The 17,062-nt window shown below is 31.5% G+C and carries 13 protein-coding genes; 10 read left to right on the top strand and 3 right to left on the bottom strand.

The annotated features are described in order from the left end of the window. The first annotated feature begins 217 nt into the window (after positions 1 to 217). The 8 genes from L3049_RS04315 to L3049_RS04280 all read left to right on the top strand — a co-directional run bounded on the left by L3049_RS04315 (position 218) and on the right by L3049_RS04280 (position 9,466). A complete protein-coding gene (locus L3049_RS04315; protein WP_275108563.1) occupies positions 218 to 1,168 on the top strand; it encodes a hypothetical protein in 951 nt (316 codons plus the stop codon). Between the two features lie 8 nt (positions 1,169 to 1,176). Next, positions 1,177 to 2,628, top strand: a complete 1,452-nt coding sequence (locus tag L3049_RS04310) for a lipopolysaccharide biosynthesis protein (RefSeq protein WP_275108562.1) — start codon at positions 1,177 to 1,179, stop codon at positions 2,626 to 2,628. Between the two features lie 10 nt (positions 2,629 to 2,638). Beyond that, positions 2,639 to 4,018 carry a hypothetical protein gene (locus L3049_RS04305; RefSeq protein ID WP_275108561.1) on the top strand — a complete coding sequence of 460 codons (1,380 nt, stop codon included), beginning with the start codon at positions 2,639 to 2,641 and terminating at the stop codon, positions 4,016 to 4,018. Between the two features lie 52 nt (positions 4,019 to 4,070). Continuing rightward, complete coding sequence (locus L3049_RS04300) at positions 4,071 to 4,670, top strand: sugar transferase (protein ID WP_275108560.1); 600 nt, start codon at positions 4,071 to 4,073, stop codon at positions 4,668 to 4,670. 9 nt (positions 4,671 to 4,679) lie between these two features. Further along, positions 4,680 to 6,620 carry an NAD-dependent epimerase/dehydratase family protein gene (locus L3049_RS04295; protein ID WP_275108559.1) on the top strand — a complete coding sequence of 647 codons (1,941 nt, stop codon included), beginning with the start codon at positions 4,680 to 4,682 and terminating at the stop codon, positions 6,618 to 6,620. A 61-nt stretch (positions 6,621 to 6,681) separates the two neighbouring features. After that, on the top strand, positions 6,682 to 7,653 hold the full coding sequence (locus L3049_RS04290; protein ID WP_275108558.1) for a formyltransferase family protein: 972 nt from the start codon (positions 6,682 to 6,684) through the stop codon (positions 7,651 to 7,653). Next, positions 7,650 to 8,330: a PIG-L deacetylase family protein gene (locus L3049_RS04285; protein WP_275108557.1), complete on the top strand. Its 681-nt coding sequence runs from the start codon at positions 7,650 to 7,652 to the stop codon at positions 8,328 to 8,330. The genes L3049_RS04290 and L3049_RS04285 overlap by 4 nt, the downstream gene beginning before the upstream one ends. Next, on the top strand, positions 8,330 to 9,466 hold the full coding sequence (locus L3049_RS04280; protein WP_275108556.1) for a DegT/DnrJ/EryC1/StrS family aminotransferase: 1,137 nt from the start codon (positions 8,330 to 8,332) through the stop codon (positions 9,464 to 9,466). The genes L3049_RS04285 and L3049_RS04280 overlap by 1 nt, the downstream gene beginning before the upstream one ends. Positions 9,467 to 9,612: 146 nt before the next feature. Here the strand turns inward: L3049_RS04280 and L3049_RS04275 are convergent, their stop codons facing one another. Further along, the gene (locus L3049_RS04275) at positions 9,613 to 9,750 is read right to left on the bottom strand and encodes a hypothetical protein (protein WP_275108555.1); all 138 of its coding nucleotides are present in this window, start codon (positions 9,748 to 9,750) and stop codon (positions 9,613 to 9,615) included. Positions 9,751 to 10,294: 544 nt separating this feature from the next. Next, positions 10,295 to 11,695 (bottom strand): capsule assembly Wzi family protein, encoded by a 1,401-nt coding sequence (locus tag L3049_RS04270; RefSeq protein ID WP_275108554.1) that lies wholly within the window; start codon positions 11,693 to 11,695, stop codon positions 10,295 to 10,297. A gap of 476 nt (positions 11,696 to 12,171) precedes the next feature. On the opposite strand from L3049_RS04270, the gene L3049_RS04265 reads away from it, so the two are divergent. Both L3049_RS04265 and L3049_RS04260 read left to right on the top strand, forming a co-directional pair. Next, entirely contained in the window at positions 12,172 to 13,341 is a 1,170-nt protein-coding gene (locus tag L3049_RS04265; RefSeq protein WP_275108553.1) for a hybrid sensor histidine kinase/response regulator, read from the top strand. Between the two features lie 56 nt (positions 13,342 to 13,397). Further along, the gene (locus tag L3049_RS04260) at positions 13,398 to 14,534 is read left to right on the top strand and encodes a mannose-1-phosphate guanylyltransferase (RefSeq protein ID WP_275108552.1); all 1,137 of its coding nucleotides are present in this window, start codon (positions 13,398 to 13,400) and stop codon (positions 14,532 to 14,534) included. A 555-nt stretch (positions 14,535 to 15,089) separates the two neighbouring features. Here the strand turns inward: L3049_RS04260 and L3049_RS04255 are convergent. Beyond that, positions 15,090 to 17,000 (bottom strand): DUF3857 domain-containing protein, encoded by a 1,911-nt coding sequence (locus L3049_RS04255; protein ID WP_275108551.1) that lies wholly within the window; start codon positions 16,998 to 17,000, stop codon positions 15,090 to 15,092. Positions 17,001 to 17,062 lie beyond the last annotated feature (62 nt).

The raw sequence follows: 17,062 nt of genomic DNA, 5'->3' as shown, positions 1-17,062 counted from the left end.
AATAATTGTATTGATAAATATAGTATATATAATGTATAGATTTGGACGAAGGGGAGTGTTTAATATAAAAGATACTCTATTTGTCTGTTTTATAGTTATTAATGTCCTAAATTATATTTTTGGATTAGTTACTAATACATTCGGAATTGGCATGTTTCCATTCTTATTTGCAAATATGAGTTTTTATATTCTGCTTTATAACTTATTTAAAAATTATATGGCAGAATATACGTTTGATAGAAGTTTTTGGTTAATTATTCGAGGTTATGTTTGGTTAAGCACATTAAGCATACTAAGTGTGCTCTCACTATTCATTTTGATTAGTTATTTTAACTTTCAACCACATGTTAACGATATTGGAAATTCAATGGATCTTTTTAGGTCTAATCTCAGAGATCCAAGAGATACATATTATTTCCCTTTGGGAATATCTATCCTTTTTGATACTACAGGAATAAGAATCCCCTATTTGCAACAGTATGGTATTATCACTGGACTGTTTCATGAACCGCATTCATTTACTTTCTTGGTGATTCCCTCTTTTTTTCTTATCTACAGATATTTGAAAGGAATTTTGTTGAAGTTGATGGTATTCATTGTATATGTTGTTGTTATAATATTAGAGGCTTCTACTACAAATATTATCGCTTTTTTATTTTGCATAATGGTTTATTTTTCAGTTAAATATCGAAAAAATATTATTTTGCTTTTTTTGATAGTTGTGGTTTTTATAGGAGGTTTTTTACTCATTGATCCTATGTTATATGATTTTATTATAAACAAATTAACTTCAGGTTCAGCTTCATATTCTCAAAATACTATATTATTTGCTTTTGAGCCAAAGACTCTAATTGGTACTAATTTTTTTAATTTGGAATATTTGAAAACTTATTGGAATGAACCTGATCCTTCTATGAATGTAGGTTTCATTAATTTCTTTATTAATTTATTCTTTTTGTCGATATTTATTTATCGAATTATTGTTTTGAATTTAAGAAAAAGTATAGAAACTCGTTACGTTGGATTATTTGTTCTTTATTTTTTACTTCATTCAATGAAAGTCACCATGGTAACATATTCACTTTCATATTTATTATTTGTAATGTTTTTAATAAGGATTTTTTACTTTCGAAAAAATCAGGTCAAGACCAAATCAGTTATAATTTGATTAAGAAAATGAAATTTTCAATAAAAAAAATAAAAAACAACAGTGTTGTAGTATACCTAGCAACCAGATATCTTACTTATTTTGCCCAATTCGTTATATCGATATTTATTGCAGTAAAGCTAGGGCCTTACTATTTTGGCTTATGGGGTTTTTTATTACTTCTTTTGTCATATTTTCAAATTACCAATTTTGGAATATCAAATGCGATTAATATTCTTCTTGTTCAACATAAAAAAGATGAATTTAAAATTAGAGATCTAATTTCTAACGCTTTTGCCTTAATTAGCTGTTTATGCTTTATCGTTTTATTGTTAGCATTATATTATTATTATTATGGAATTTATTTTTTTGAAAAGTATGAAGTTGGAAATTTATTTTATCCAATATGCTTAATAGCGATGTTTGTCTATGTAAACATGTTACTGATGACCATTTATCGTGTTCGAAATAAATTATTTGAGATTGCCTTTTATCAATCTATAATTCCGTTTCTTGTATTGATTGCACTTATTACTGTTGACGACAAAAATTTAATTGTAATTTTATTAGGTATTTATTTGTTAGGACACACACTTTCTTTTTTAATGTTTATTTTTAGAAAGGTTTTGCCTGTCAAGGGAAATGTAAACCTTAAAGACAGTAAAATTATAATCAATAAAGGATTTTTTCTTTTTGTATATAATATTTGCTTTTACCTTCTAATAATTTCGGTAAGGACAATTGTTAGTATTTATTATCCCGTAAAGGAATTCGGTTATTTCACGTTCTCTTATACTTTGGCAAATTCAATATTACTGTTATTAGAGGCTATGACGTTTGTAGTTTTTCCAAAATTGATTGATAAGCTTAATTCGGATGATCCTGATGTGGTGGAAAAGAATATAGAAAAAATCAGAACGAATTATGTATACTTATCGCATGGATTGATATATATAGCACTTGTATTTTTTCCAATTTTTGTACAATTATTACCTAAGTATGTTGATACACTGCCTGCACTCAATTTAATAGCATTGACCATTGTTTTGTATACAAATGCATTTGGATACAATTCATATTTAATGGCAAGAAATAAAGAAAAAATAATTGCTTTAGTATCTTTTGTAGCCTTATTTATTAATGTATTACTAGCTCTGATATTAGTTGTCGTCTTTCAGATAGTTTATTCACATGTTATTATTGCAACAATGTTTGCTTATTTATTTTGTATTCTTTTGTTCGTCTATTTTGGGAAGAAGAATTTAGGGCGAAAAATATCGTTTTTATCAATATTTCAGGAGGCATTTCCAATTAAATTATTGATTCCTTATTTAGTAGCTGTTGTGATTTCACTCATGGAGATTAGGTTAGCAGTATTCGTACCATTAATTCTATTTATAATATTGAATGTTAGTGTTATAAAAAAGATATTGAATACAATAAAGAATGTAATATATAAACCAGAAGTTATTAATATTTAAATTATTAGATATGGATACAAATAATGATTTATTAAATGATTTATTAAAAAAGGAGGAGGTAAGTGGTATTTATGATATTAAATTTTTTGGTTTTTCATTATGGCGGATTTTTAGATTTAAAACTCGTTCGAAATATTTAAACACAAAAACAGGGTTTAATTTTAAAACATCCAAGAATAAAATAAGTCCTTTTTTTGTATTGCATAATTGTTTAAAATCTTTTCTGAGTTTTTTAGAATATTTATTATTTGATAGAAAATCAATTGATAATATTATTTTTGCTTTTCCACGATTACAGAAGGTAGATGAGTTTTATTTTGATAAACTGACAGATCCAGTTTTGGAATATTCAAATTTAAAGGATAACTGTTTGATATTTCAACGTCATTTTTCAGGAGAACATAAACTACCTAGATATAATTCAGAACGTCTTATTATGACCGATGCGATTGAATGTTTATCTAAATTTATTGGTTTATTAATATCCCCATTTGTTCTACTATTTTACATTAGGACACTAACTGACTTATTTAAAAAAACACAGGAAATATTTGAATTGAGAGCTATAAATATATGTTTATACTCTTTTGAATTATCCAATTTCATAATTGAGTTCTATTTTTATAATTATTTATTTAAAAAGAAGAAAATAAAAAGAATTTTTGTTGTTAATCGGGAATTATGTTTTCCTGTTATTTTAGCTTCGAAAAGAAATGGTATAAGTGTTTATGAATTTCAACATGGTGTCACTCATGGAATAACACCTCTTTATTCTGGACCTTACAACTCGATAATTGATCCTGATTTTTTTTTAGTGTTTGGGAAGGTATGGAAAGGGCCACAGTTTGGAATGCCATTAGATCGAATTCTTAATATTGGTTGGGCTTATTCAATCTTTCTAAAAAAGTTGAATAAAGAAATTAAACCCTTGGGATCATTTTCGGTATTACTAATTTCCGAACCTCATATAACAGAGAAGGTTTTAAGGGTTGCTGTTCAGTTGGCGAATGAGTATAGTGATTATTTATTTCATGTAAGGTTGCATCCTCAGGAAGAATTAAATGATTACCATAAAAAAATATTCTCACAAACAAAGAATGTTAAAATACAGGATAACAGTATTGAATCATTAGTGTCAATTACGTATTATGAATTTATATTAGGTGAAAATTCTTCAGTAGTTTATGAAGCTTTAAGCCTAGGGAAAAAAGTTGGGAGATTGAATATTGGTGGATTAAATTCTGATAATATCCAGAATAGTACAGAGGATGGATTTTTCTATATTTCGGAAGTTAAAGATTTTGAAATTTTTTGTTCTAAAAGTTCTTCTATTTTAAATGAAAATGTTTATTCAAAATTCGATAGGGCTATTATTGATGGTTTGAAATAATTTAAATATCACAGGAAATTTTATATTTATTCAAATAATATAATTTAGAGAAATGAAGAGTATTTTTGATTTTATTTTAGCACTAATTAGTTTTATTGCCATAAGTCCTTTTTTTTTAATTTTGTTAGTATTAGTTTATCTGGATACAGGAGGACCATTTTTTAAACAGAAAAGAATTGGAAAAGGCGAGAAAGTCTTTTTTATTTACAAATTAAAATCAATGAAGGACATTGATGAAAAAAGAGGTTTGGTTAGCAATATTGATAGAGTTACAAACTTAGGACGATTTATTAGGAATGCAAGTCTTGATGAATTACCAAGTTTATTGAATATTTTGAAAGGAGATATGAGTTTTGTTGGTCCACGTCCTCTATTGATAGAATATCTACCTTATTATAAGGAAAAACATAAGATAAGGCATAATGTTAAGCCAGGTCTAACAGGGTTAGCTCAAATAAATGGACGAAATCAAACTACTTGGGAAAAAAGGCTTGATTTTGATATTGAATATGTAAAAAAACGGAATTTCCTTCTTGATTTAAAAATATTGTTTCTAACATTTTGGAAAGTAATTAGTAAAGAGGGGGTTGAAAGTAGTGTAGACCTTTCTATTGTAAGGTTGGATCAAGATGTTGAATATCAAAACAAATAATTAATGATTATGAGTAGAATATTAGTTACTACTGCAGCTTCAGGTGTAGGACAATCGGTTGTTGATTCGTTAAATCAGACAAATAAATATACAATTATAGGATGTGGAACAGATAGAAATGTTTATGTAACGAAATTTTGTTCCGATTTTTTTATCGTTCCGAGTTTCTATACAAGTGATTATTTAGATATAATTCTAAATAATTGTTTAAAGAAAAAGATTGATTTGATTGTTCCAGGTCATGATCAGGAATTGTTGCTATTTGCAAAAAATATTAAAAAGTTTAATGAGAATGGAATTGAAGTTCTTGTATCTCGTCCAGATTTAATTGATATAAGTAGGGATAAGTATGAATGGTATAACTATTTTATAAAATTTGATTGTCCTGTTGTTCCAACTTTCACAGTTTCTGATTTCAAACAAAATCCTGATACAAGTATATTTCCTGCTATAGTAAAACCGTCAGGGGGATCTTCGTCTCAAGGAATATCAATTATTCAAAATACTAATGAACTAATTGACACGAAGGATGAAGATATAATACAACCTTATTTATTTCCAAGAAAGGATGATGCTAACTATGAAACCATTTTAAGATCAGTTCAAAATAGAAAATTCGTTCAAATGTCGGAAATTTCCATTCAGTTGGTTTTTACCAAAGATTCTGAACTTAAAGGAATATTTATTTCTAATAACATTCTTAGAAATGGGATTCCTATTTTTGTGGATCCAATAGATCCTGATGAATTTGAGTATTTGGAAGATATCTTAAAATTTGCAGAGGTTTGCAAGGTAAAAGGTGTTAAGGGACCTGTGAATATTCAAGGTAGGATAAATGAAACAGGACTAACTTGTTTTGAGATGAATATGAGGTTTACTGGAATTACCGGTAATAGAGCTCAGTTAGGTTTTAATGAAGTTGAGTTTCTTGTTGATAATTTTTTAAATATAGACACAAAATTAAAAGGTTATTCAAAAAATAAACTTGGTGCTAGGCAGGTGGCATGCACTACTATTCCGAGAATTAAGAATAGTGAGAATGCAAAAAGAACATTTACTATAATTGGAGCTGGAGGATTTATTGGAAGTGCCTTTGTTGATAAATTAATAGAACACGATAGTAAGTTTGTAATAAATCTAATTTGTAGAAAAGAATCCTATCAAAAATATTTATTACTTTTTAAGAAGAAGTGTGTCAATGTCATTTGTGATACTGAAGATTTTGTTCAGACAATTCTTTGTCAGTCGGATGTATTAGTAAATCTAGCTAGCGCATTAGCACACAGGCCGGAAAAGGATCAGTATGACTCAATTTTGTTTCAATATAATCTTGTTCAAAAGATGATGAAGGCCAATATTCCATTGGTTATTAATATATCATCACAATCTGTTTATAATCAATTTGAAAACTGTAATAAAGATGAAAAATCAATCCCAGATCTAGATAGCTTGTATGCTTTTCAAAAACATATTGTAGAGAACTTTTTTTCTTCTATTCGAGACTTTTCCCCATCAACTAAAATAGTTTCAATGAGAGTGTCTAGGGTGGTTGGAATAAATAATATTTTGAATACAAAAGCTGGAGGTTTCTTTGTAAATATTATCGAAAAATTAAATGAAGGTAAATCTATCGATATACCTAATCCTTTTAATAAAACTAATTTGATTGATATTCGTGATGTTGTCGATGCTATTCTCTTTGTGATTAATTATGCGGGAGAGGATGAAATATCATCAATATTAAACGTTGGAGGTGAAAATGTTTCATTGAAAGAATTTTGTGAAAAGACAATTAAAAGATTAAATGGACGAGGAGATGATAGCCTTGTTTCATATGCAGACAGTAAAGATTGTAATATTGACTCCACAATTGATAGTAGTTTGATTCATTATTATGGATGGAAGCCCAAATATAAGTTAGAAGATACAATTGATACTATTTTAAAATAGTAAAAAAAACTATAAATTCTTAGATAAACGAATCTGATTTAATATTATTAATAATAAAATCATGAAACTATTTTGCATTGGAGCGAATCTGGAATCATTTAGATCACTTAAGTATTTAGTAGATCAGAATTGTCAAATAGATACCTTAATTACACTACCTAAGTGTGAAAATGAAAATGTATCTGACTATTATGATCTTCATGATTTTTGTGTAGAAAACAAAATTAAGACAATTGATACTGTAAATGTAAATAGTTTAGAAATTATTAATATTTTGAAAAATGAGAAGCCAGACTATTTGTTTACCCTGGGTTGGAGCCAGATTTTCAAAGAGGATTTTTTGTCATGTTTTAGCTATTTTATTGTAGGCTCTCATCCAACAAAATTGCCTTATGGAAGAGGTCGTGCACCTATACCATGGACGATTTTAGAAGATACGAAGAGTTCTGCTGTGAGTTTTTTTAAAATTGATCTAGGTATAGATACGGGAAAATTGATTCTTCAGAAGACTTTCGATATTTCACCAGGAATTTATGCAGAAGAATTATATAATATAGTTGCTCAAGAATTAAGTAAAGGATTTTATGAGATTTATCAAATGCTGATTCAAAAAGTGGACTTACCATTGATTGAGCAATCAAATGGTAATTTTAATCATAGATCTAAAAGGTCAAAATCGGATGGACTGATTGAATTCAGTAATTCTATTTACTTTGTTGAGAAATTAGTTCGAGCTGTTTCAAAACCATATCCAGGAGCTTATTGTTATTATAAAGATAAAAAAATAATATTCTGGAAGGTAGAATTCTGTGCCAATGAAAATTATGTTGGGACATTAGGTCAAATCCATAAAAAATCTAGTAACGGATTACTTGTACAATTTTGTGATGGTAATCTTTGGCTTAAGAATCCTACTTTTGAAAACAATGAATCTGTGGATATAAAGTTATTTAGGGTAGGAGAAAAATTAGGTTATAACATACAGGATGAAATTTACTATTTAAGACAAAATTTGAAAGATATATTTAAATGATCGACTTATTTAAAAAAGTTTTAGTATTGGCAGCTCACCCGGATGATGAGATTTTGGGTGTTGGTGGAACAATTTCGAAATTAACCAAGAAAGGAACAATTGTGGATATTCTAATATTCACAGATGGAAGTAGTACGCAATATGCTAATGATGAAGAAATTTCAGAAAATAAATTTTCTGAAGCGGAACGAGCTAATAAAATTGTAGGTACCAACAAAATTGATAGGTTTGATTTTCCTGATATGCGTTTGGATATGATTGCTCATGTTGATAAAAATATAGCATTAAGCAAATATATAAGTGAAGGAAACTATGATACAGTGTTTGTACAAGATTATAGTGACATCAATAAAGATCATCAGGAATTATTTGAAAGTACTATAGTTGCTTGTAGACCGGTACCAGGGCAGTGTGTGAAATATTTGTTGTCATATTACGTAAACTCATCTACGGAGTGGGGGAATATCTTAAGAAAAGAATTTTTCAGACCTAACGTATTTGTTGATATATCTGGCGAAATTGAAAATAAGCTTACTTCAATGAAAGAGTATAAAACAGAATTACGGGAATATCCTCATCCTAGAAGTATAGATTCTATTAGAAATACAGCAATGTATTTTGGAAACAGTGTTGGAATGAAGTATTCAGAAGCTTTTAATTTAATTTTAGCAAGATAATGAATTCAAAAATATGGCTCTCCTCTCCACACATGGGAGGAAACGAAATGAAGTACGTACAAGAAGCGTACGATACCAACTGGGTGGCACCATTAGGACCTAATGTAAATGGTTTTGAGGAAGATCTGCAGAACTACACTGGAGCGAAACATGCTTCGGCATTGAGTGCGGGTACTGCGGCCATTCATCTATCTCTAATTCTGTTGGGTGTAAAAGCAGGAGATGAAGTGATTGCTTCCTCTTTTACTTTTTCAGCTACAGTGAATCCTATTAGCTATTTGGGAGCAATTCCCATTTTGATTGATTCCGAAAAAGATACCTGGAATATGTGTCCAAATCAATTGGAGAAAGCAATAACGGATCGAATTGCAAAGGGAAATAAGCCTAAGGCGATTATTGTGGTTTACCTTTATGGCATGCCTGCAAAAGTTGAAGAATTGCTAGTCGTAGCAAACAAGTATGATATTCCTTTAATTGAAGATGCAGCCGAAGCTTTGGGTAGTAAGTACAAAGGTAAGTCTATGGGAACCTTTGGTAAGTTTGGTATTCTTTCTTTCAATGGAAATAAAATTATTACGACATCAGCTGGTGGAGCTTTAATATCAGATGATAAGGAATTAATTGAGAAATCAAGATTCTTGGCTACTCAGGCACGGGATAATGCTCCACACTATCAGCATTCCCAAATCGGTTACAATTACCGTATGAGTAATATTGTGGCAGGTATTGGCCGTGGACAAATGGAAGTTTTGGATGAAAGAGTAGCTCAACGTCGTGCAAATTTTAAATTCTATAAAGAACTATTTGCTAATATTGATGGAGTAAGTCTTTTAGAAGAGCCAAATGAGGATTACTTTTCTAACTATTGGTTGACATCTATTTTGGTTGATTCTTCAAAAACGGGAGGTATAAGTAGAGAAGATATTCGTTTGGAGTTGGAAAAAGAAAATATTGAGTGTCGTCCACTTTGGAAACCAATGCACATGCAACCTATTTTTGCAGATTGTCCTTACTATGGTAACGGAACATCGGAAAGGCTTTTCGAGGATGGTTTGTGTTTACCTTCAGGTTCTAATATGATAGATGAAGAACGAGATAGAATAAAGGCGGCAATTATAAAATTATTCAGGAAATAAGGATATCCTTCAGCGTACTACTTCGTAAAAGCCTTTTGTTCTTAAGAGGCCGGAGAAATGTAAGATAGTTATAGCATTCTATTAGAACGTATAAAAAAATCCCCAAAAGAAATAATTCTTTTGGGGATTTCTGTTTATTAGATTTCTTAGAAACAGAATTCCAATACTCTTGCGGCATTTTCTTGATCGCCTTTTTCAAGTAGGCTGTTTGCCATTTGAATTAATTGCGAATCTTCCATTCCGCTTTTAATAGCTTCCGCTATTTCTCTTGGTAAATTTTCCATTGGTAATAATATTATAGTAGTAGTGTATTTCTTCTGTGCAAAAGTAAACAAAAAAATACACATGGAGAGCTGTCAAAGCTGCCAACTTTTTATTTTAATATACGGAATTTATTGTTTTAATGTTAATATTCATTGTTTCGTGGAAAAGTTGTTTTGTATTTATCTCGCAATCCTTTGCAAGAGCATCGCTTGCATTCTTCACTTACAAAACACTAAAGTGGTCGTAGTTAATACCAATTTAATTTAAAAATCATCTATCTCGTGGCCAAAAAAGTTCACCTTTAGAGGGAAGACTTGTCAAGTTTCTTTCCTCTTCTTTCTACTTTCTTCCCTTCTTTGATTTTGGTATATGTTTTCCTTCCTTGGAATTTGGAACTTGTTTTTCCTTTTCACTTTTTCCTTCCTTTACTTTAGCCTTTTTTCCTTTTTCTTGGAATTTGGATCTTGTTTTAGCCTGGAGCTTTTTCCCCTTTTTTGGTATTTGTTTTCCTTCCTTTCTCCTTTCTTTCCTTTCTTCTTTAACCTTGTTTGTACTTTATCCTTTTTACTTATTCAACAATCCAGCTTTAGACAATCTAATATAAAAGCCGATATTATCTTTCAGCAAATCTCCTTGATCTACGGCACAAGCCAAATCAATATGGAAAGGAATCTTTTTAGAAGGAATTCTTAGCTCTACTAATCCTGAAAATTGATTCAATCCCGAATCATCGGAAGTAAGAGGATTCGCATTTGTGCCATAATTTTTAGAAAAAGTAAAATAGCTTTTGTAAGGAATCACAGATGCTATAAATCCACCTACTCCTAGATGAATTGCTTTAAATCGGTTATTAATAACTACAGCGTGTCCGTATTCCTCTCTATTGGTAAACAGCGGAGAGCCTATCGTTTTTCCATAATGAGTCCATCCGGACTCGTATTCTTTATGATTAAAATAATTGTCGTTCCCTCGATAATGCTTACCTTCAAATTCACCTCTAAATCTGCCAGATTGATCAGTGGTATGATAGAACTCGACCAAGGCTGATTGAATAAAGGGATTTTCTCCTTTTTTATTTTGATAATACAAGCCATACAAACCATCAGGGGCATTTTCTGATTTTCTTCCCGAGCCATCTTCAAAAATAGAACGGTAGTATGCCTGTAAATTGAATTGTTTGGTGTTGTAATAGGCATTCAAATGATAAGATCCAATATGATTTCCTAAGCGGTAGGTGTCATTAGTGAACGTGGCATCATCGTCACCAGAACCGGTGAATACATTAAAATACTTGTCAAGAGAATGTGATATTTTTCCGGAAATTGGATGTGTTCCAGCCCACATAGCGTATTGCTCAATTCCTCCACTAATGCTGAATTTGTTGTCCTTAAACAAGCGAACAAATAAATTTTTGTGGTGCACCAGGGCATTGTCTATATAACGATTATCAGTAGTTATTCCATCGGATAGCAATCCTTTAAAGGAAATGATTCCTTTTGTGAAGGGAATTGCTGTCCACTCAGGAACAGAGATTTCATATTTTGGGTAGGATCTGGCATTGTTTGAATAAAGCATGTTTCCATTGCTGGAGGATAAGCCATCAAAAGCAATTGCATCTGCTTTTTGTCCCAAAGAGAATTGGAAGATCTTCCATTTTGCACTTAGGTACAAATTGTCCAAAATTAATTTTGACTCATTACCGGTATAGGCAACAGCACTCGCTTGCCACATAAAATCAACTGCAGTTTTGGGTTTTTTACTAAAATCCATGCCCAATGAGAAATCACTCATAACATAGCTTTTATTGGGTACTAAACCTCGTTTGTTGGAATGCAACCAAAATGGCACTTCGCCTTTTGCAGCAATAGTAGAAGAAAGACCAACTTCGTATTTTACTTTTTTCTGGGCATTAAGCAGGCCAGTAAATGCAAACAATAGGATCAGCAATAAACTTTTAAACTTCATTTCTTAGTAATTTGAATTTTTATGTTCTGAAAATGTTCTCTTTCAAAACGCAATGCTTTTATTTAGATGAAACGATAGAAATTGTATTCTATTATATTCAGGCAAAAAACGCTGCAAGATACTGTGATTGTATTATTCAAAAAAATTTAAAATCACTTATGTTGAATATTTTTACGAGGCAATTATAAGCACGATTAGCAAGACGCAAAAGGGTATGCTATTAAACAAGACTTTGGCTTTTTTAATTGAACTTTCTATTAAACGAAATAAGGAGGAATTAATCTTTCTAAAAAGGCTTTACAGGCTACTTGATATGAGAAAAAAAGGATTCAGAAAAAAAATCATAATTTGAGTTTCAACGTATTAAATTATGTGTTATATTTAGACATTACAATAAGTAAGATGATGTATGCTATAATTCTACGGATTCTTACTTTTTTATTAACGACTACTTGACTACATATAAATTTACAGGAATGAAGAAACATCAGATTTTGATCGTTGATGATATCCCAGATAACATTAAAGTTTTACAATCCATCCTTTCCGATTCATCTTATGAAATTACTTCTGCACTGAGTGGCAAAGATGCTATTTCTCTGTGTGTTGCGAAAAGTTTTGATTTGGTTTTACTAGACATCATGATGCCAGAAATGGATGGTTATGAAGTTTGTGAGTACCTAAAATCAAAAGAGAAAACGAAGGACATTCCTGTTATCTTTTTAACTGCCAGAGTAGATGAAGAGGCCATTATAAAGGGTTTTGAAACGGGTGCTCAAGACTACGTTACAAAACCATTTAATCCGCAAGAGCTAGTTTCTAGAGTGAATACCCACCTCGATTTACAGCATAAAAGTCAGAAATTAAAGCTCATGAACCTCGAATTAGAGGAAAGAGTAGCTGCTCGTACCATGGAATTGGAAGAATCTAATCGTGGTTTAGCACATGCAAATCATCAGTTGTCAACATTAGAAGATGCCAAGAATGATTTTTTGTCCTTAATGTCGACCGAATTGCGTGAGCCATTAAATGGGATTGTTGGTTTTGCTGAGATGTTGGAATATTCGATCAAGAACAAGACCAATTTAAAATATGTTCGTTTTATAATACAAGCTTGCGAAAAATTAATTGGGGTTTCGGATATGGCCTTGTTACTTTCAGCTTTGCGATTCGATCGTTATGAGATGAAGTTATTGGGCATTTCGGTACACGATACTGTAAAAGAAACGATTGAAAAATTAAGACCTCTTATTTCTGATCGTAAAGTGAAGGTAAAGGTTGATATTCCTAAGAACTATATCATTAAAGGAGATCAGAAATTATTTGGCATCAGCATGGAGAAGGTGATTGAAAATGCGGTGACCAATGCACCTCCTCGTTCGGAAGTTTTTGTTGGTGCTTCTTTAGAAGGATCGGCCGTAAAAGTTTTTGTTCAGGATTTAGGCGTGCAATTTTCTCCAGCCGAAGTAAATTATACGTTCCACTTTTTTGAACTGAACAAAGAGGAGCGAAGAGAAGATTTTAATCGTTTTACAGCCGGCTTAGTGGTTGTGAAATTGGTTATGGATTTGCACAAAGCCAAAGTTGATGTTGATAATTTGACAGATGGTGGTGTGCGTGTTTCTTTCTTGCTTCCTGAATATTAAGAGATAAACCAATTGATTTCTCAAGCAAAGGAAGTTTTTATCACAAAAAATATTGAATGAATAAGAATAATTATATCGTAATTATGGCCGGAGGAGTAGGTTCTCGTTTTTGGCCAATGAGTACAGAAGAGAAGCCAAAACAATTTTTAGATGTTTTGGGAATTGGAAAAACCTTACTACAGCAAACAGTAGCCCGTTTTAATACGATTGCTCCTGCCGAAAATATTTTAATTGTTACCTCGGAAAAATACAAGCAGTTGGTTACTGAGCAATGTCCGGAATTGTTGGAAAGCAATATTCTGTTAGAGCCTTGTATGAGAAATACAGCTCCTTGCATAGCTTATGCAGCATATAAAATTAAAGGTTTAAATCCGGATGCTAATATTGTTGTGGCACCTTCGGATCATTTGATTACGAATGAAGGAGAGTTTATCCGTATTGTAGAAGAAGGACTTGATTTTACTGCTAATAATGACACACTGTTAACATTGGGTATTCAAGCACATCGTCCCGAAACCGGATATGGTTACATTCAGGCAAGTAGCGATGTAGACGGTTCCAAAAATGTTCAAATTGGTTCTGAAGGAGATTCTTATGAAACGATGCCTACTGTTCCATCTGTGAGTGGTGGAGTTTGTAAGGTTGTTGCTTTTAAAGAAAAGCCAAATCTGGAAACCGCTAAGAATTATTTAGCAGCGGGTAATTATTTCTGGAATTCGGGGATATTCTTGTGGTCTTTAAAAAGTATTTTGAATGCTTTTGAATCCTATGTGCCAGAAGTTGCAGATCTGTTTCAAAAAGGTGAGGCGGTATACAATACGAATAAAGAACAAGCCTTTATAAATGAAATGTTTCCTACCTGTATCAATATTTCCATTGATTATGCTGTAATGGAAAAGGCAGATAATATTTACGTTCAACCTGCTGATTTTGGATGGTCTGATTTGGGGACTTGGGGTTCGCTTTGGGAAAAAAGAGAACGAAGTGAGCAAGGAAATACTGTTGTTGGTGAGGAAGTTCATCTTTTTGAGGCGAGCAATTGCATTGTAAACATGCCTACCAATAAAAAGGTGGTTATTCAAGGACTAGATGATTTTATTGTTGTGGAAGACAATGATGTTCTTTTGATTTGCAAAAAAGAAGAGGAGCAAAGAATAAAGGAGTTTAGAGCCTCGGTTATGAATAAAAAATAGATTGTTGTTTAATCGAATCCTAAATATTTTAGAGAATAGATTTTACCTTATTTATTTAGATTGTATTATAGTTTATGATTTAAGTTACCTATTGGCTGGCATCTATTTTAAAGAGATTTTGTTTTGCCTCTAAGATCTAGTAAGACCGGGAAGCTTCGAACTTGTTCGAAGATCACCTGGCCGCACTTAAGCTTAAGGTAAATAAGGAAGCTTTTTAAAATGTAGCCTTGATTTTTTTTGCTTCCGTTTTTTGTATTAAGACAAAAAATGAAGTCGGGTTTGGGCGGATAGCCCAATACAAAATATTGATTGTAGAAATAAAAAATAGATTTCTAAGTCGAATTTGGTGGGTAATCTCATCTAAGGAGAATTAAAAATCATGAATGCCTTAATGGGAAAATGTTATAATGAATAAAAGCAAAAGCCATACGGCTTGAGTTAAGAAGACAAAGAGTATTTAATAAGCGATTTGTCTTGTTCATCTATCTAAAATAATATAGAGCAAAAAATACCAACTCAGAGGAGTTGGTATTTTTTTATGCTTGTTGGTTTTAACTATAGCACTTCTTGTTTTAAAACTAATTTAGCTTTATCAGCTCGGACAATAGCTTTTTTGTAATTTCTAAAATCATCATATCTGTCAGCAGGATAATTAAATTTAAAGAATTCCAAGGTTCTGATATAGCTTATCTCTTGCTCATTTTGTTTTACTTCACTTGTATATCTGCCAAAATCAGATTCAATTACTTTTTTACCAGGAAGATTTTCAATTTTGAACCCTTCTGGTATGGTAAAATGAATACTATCCGTATCGCAATATTCTCTTCTTCCAAGAATAGATGTTCTTCTTTCTTTTACTTTTTTAGGAATATAACTTGAGCGATTCATTAGATTCAAAGGGATAAATAAGCGGTCCCCCGATTTAGAAGCATAGTTTCTAACATCTAGTGTTAAATCTAATTTTGATTCAGGGATTCTTGTTTTAATACATTCTATTTTTACATCTTGAATTTTGAAATCAGGTAAGTCAATACTTTTATAAAGTTTCTTTTTTTGTTCTTCCAAGCTGATGTCATACAAGAATTCGATGTTTTCGTATTGAATACCATGATACTTGGTTTGTACCTTTACTTGGGCATTTCCGTCAGGTAAAATGGTAACATTTGCGATTCTATTTTGCGTGTTATCGGACATTTTATAGCGAGGTGTATGGACTAATTTCCCCCCATTTTCTGTCATGCATAGTACTTCTCTGTCATCGGTGAATGAACCCAGAAATCCACAAGCTTGTGTCTTACTGGTGCACTCCAACCAAATACTATCCTTTTCTAAGGGAACCATTAAAATGGCATGGTTAGAGAAATTGTGTACAAAACTGGTATCAGTTGAACTTGCACTGCTTCCTGCATTAACGATTGTATAATAAGAAGTAATATCAACAACCTTAAGTAGTGCTCTCATATAATTTGAGAGAGCTTTACAGTCCCCGTACGATTTATCTTCAACATCTTGAGCTGGAAAAGCTTGCCAGCCTCCAATGCCTACTTGGATGCTAATGTATCGGGTTTTGTTTTGTAGATATTCGTATAGAGTTTTAACTTTCTCAAAATCGGTTTTGCAATCTTTTACAAGGCTTTTAATTCTCTCTTGACTTTCAAGATCCAACTCATCTCTTCCAGTATTTAAGGTATATCTCCAATTTCCAAATTTAGACCAAGAGGACATTTGACCATCTATTTTGTCCATTTGAAAATCATTAGGAGCACAAATTAACTTGGGAACGGTCTGATAAAAGGAAGGGGAATAAGGTTCTTTTTTTATTGCAGGAAGCTGGCTTAATTCCCATGAATAGGATGTTTCATCTTCTTGCTCATCAATTTTTGGTTCGATGCCTAGATGATAAGCTTTGTATCGGAAATTATCTTCTTTGCAGGTAACATTAAATTGAGATTGTTCCACTGCACAACGATATCCAGGGTAGGGATACCAGCCTGTAAGATTGATATAGCTATTGAATGTTTGTGTGTAGGAGTAAACAATAGTGTAAGGATAGTTTTTTTGGATTGGCTCGTAATGTTTAAGTCTACCATCAGTAAAAAGAGAACTGCCAGATGCACTATAATCTTTTATTTCGCTAGATTTAACCCGTTCAATAAGTGATCCTTCAGAATCGTAAATTGCTGCTATTAGTTCTAGAATTGGTCTTGATTTATCGTAGTATAATTCTATTTCACCAAAATGATTGCCACTTTCGTTAAGTATGGTAATTGCTGTTTTGTGTTTTAGAACTACTCTTTTGGTTGAAATTAAATCAATATGGTTTGATTCTAGTCTCACAATAGCATCAGCATCGGCTTTAAGCAATACAGATATTTCAGAAACTGGGAATTGAGGAGTTTTTTTTGCAAAACTGATTATAGGGCTTAGGAAGTAAAGTAGTAAAATTAGCGTGTAACGAGTGTTCATATGATTTGATTTTGGGTTGCTAACGGAATGAAATAAAAGAAGAGAAGTAAATCAACGGTTGA

Source organism: Labilibaculum sp. DW002 (genome assembly GCF_029029525.1).
GTDB classification, from domain to species: Bacteria; Bacteroidota; Bacteroidia; order Bacteroidales; family Marinifilaceae; genus Paralabilibaculum; species Paralabilibaculum antarcticum.
This window is presented reverse-complemented; position numbering and strand designations above follow the sequence as displayed.

What these genes read in the sequence shown, in the direction of transcription:
- L3049_RS04315 (WP_275108563.1), top strand. Translation starts at nt 218, where the DNA reads ATGGCAGAATATACGTTTGATAGAAGTTTTTGGTTAATTATTCGAGGT.
- L3049_RS04310 (WP_275108562.1), top strand. Translation starts at nt 1,177, where the DNA reads ATGAAATTTTCAATAAAAAAAATAAAAAACAACAGTGTTGTAGTATAC.
- L3049_RS04305 (WP_275108561.1), top strand. Translation starts at nt 2,639, where the DNA reads ATGGATACAAATAATGATTTATTAAATGATTTATTAAAAAAGGAGGAG.
- L3049_RS04300 (WP_275108560.1), top strand. Translation starts at nt 4,071, where the DNA reads ATGAAGAGTATTTTTGATTTTATTTTAGCACTAATTAGTTTTATTGCC.
- L3049_RS04295 (WP_275108559.1), top strand. Translation starts at nt 4,680, where the DNA reads ATGAGTAGAATATTAGTTACTACTGCAGCTTCAGGTGTAGGACAATCG.
- L3049_RS04290 (WP_275108558.1), top strand. Translation starts at nt 6,682, where the DNA reads ATGAAACTATTTTGCATTGGAGCGAATCTGGAATCATTTAGATCACTT.
- L3049_RS04285 (WP_275108557.1), top strand. Translation starts at nt 7,650, where the DNA reads ATGATCGACTTATTTAAAAAAGTTTTAGTATTGGCAGCTCACCCGGAT.
- L3049_RS04280 (WP_275108556.1), top strand. Translation starts at nt 8,330, where the DNA reads ATGAATTCAAAAATATGGCTCTCCTCTCCACACATGGGAGGAAACGAA.
- L3049_RS04275 (WP_275108555.1), bottom strand. Translation starts at nt 9,750, where the DNA reads ATGGAAAATTTACCAAGAGAAATAGCGGAAGCTATTAAAAGCGGAATG.
- L3049_RS04270 (WP_275108554.1), bottom strand. Translation starts at nt 11,695, where the DNA reads ATGAAGTTTAAAAGTTTATTGCTGATCCTATTGTTTGCATTTACTGGC.
- L3049_RS04265 (WP_275108553.1), top strand. Translation starts at nt 12,172, where the DNA reads ATGAAGAAACATCAGATTTTGATCGTTGATGATATCCCAGATAACATT.
- L3049_RS04260 (WP_275108552.1), top strand. Translation starts at nt 13,398, where the DNA reads ATGAATAAGAATAATTATATCGTAATTATGGCCGGAGGAGTAGGTTCT.
- L3049_RS04255 (WP_275108551.1), bottom strand. Translation starts at nt 17,000, where the DNA reads ATGAACACTCGTTACACGCTAATTTTACTACTTTACTTCCTAAGCCCT.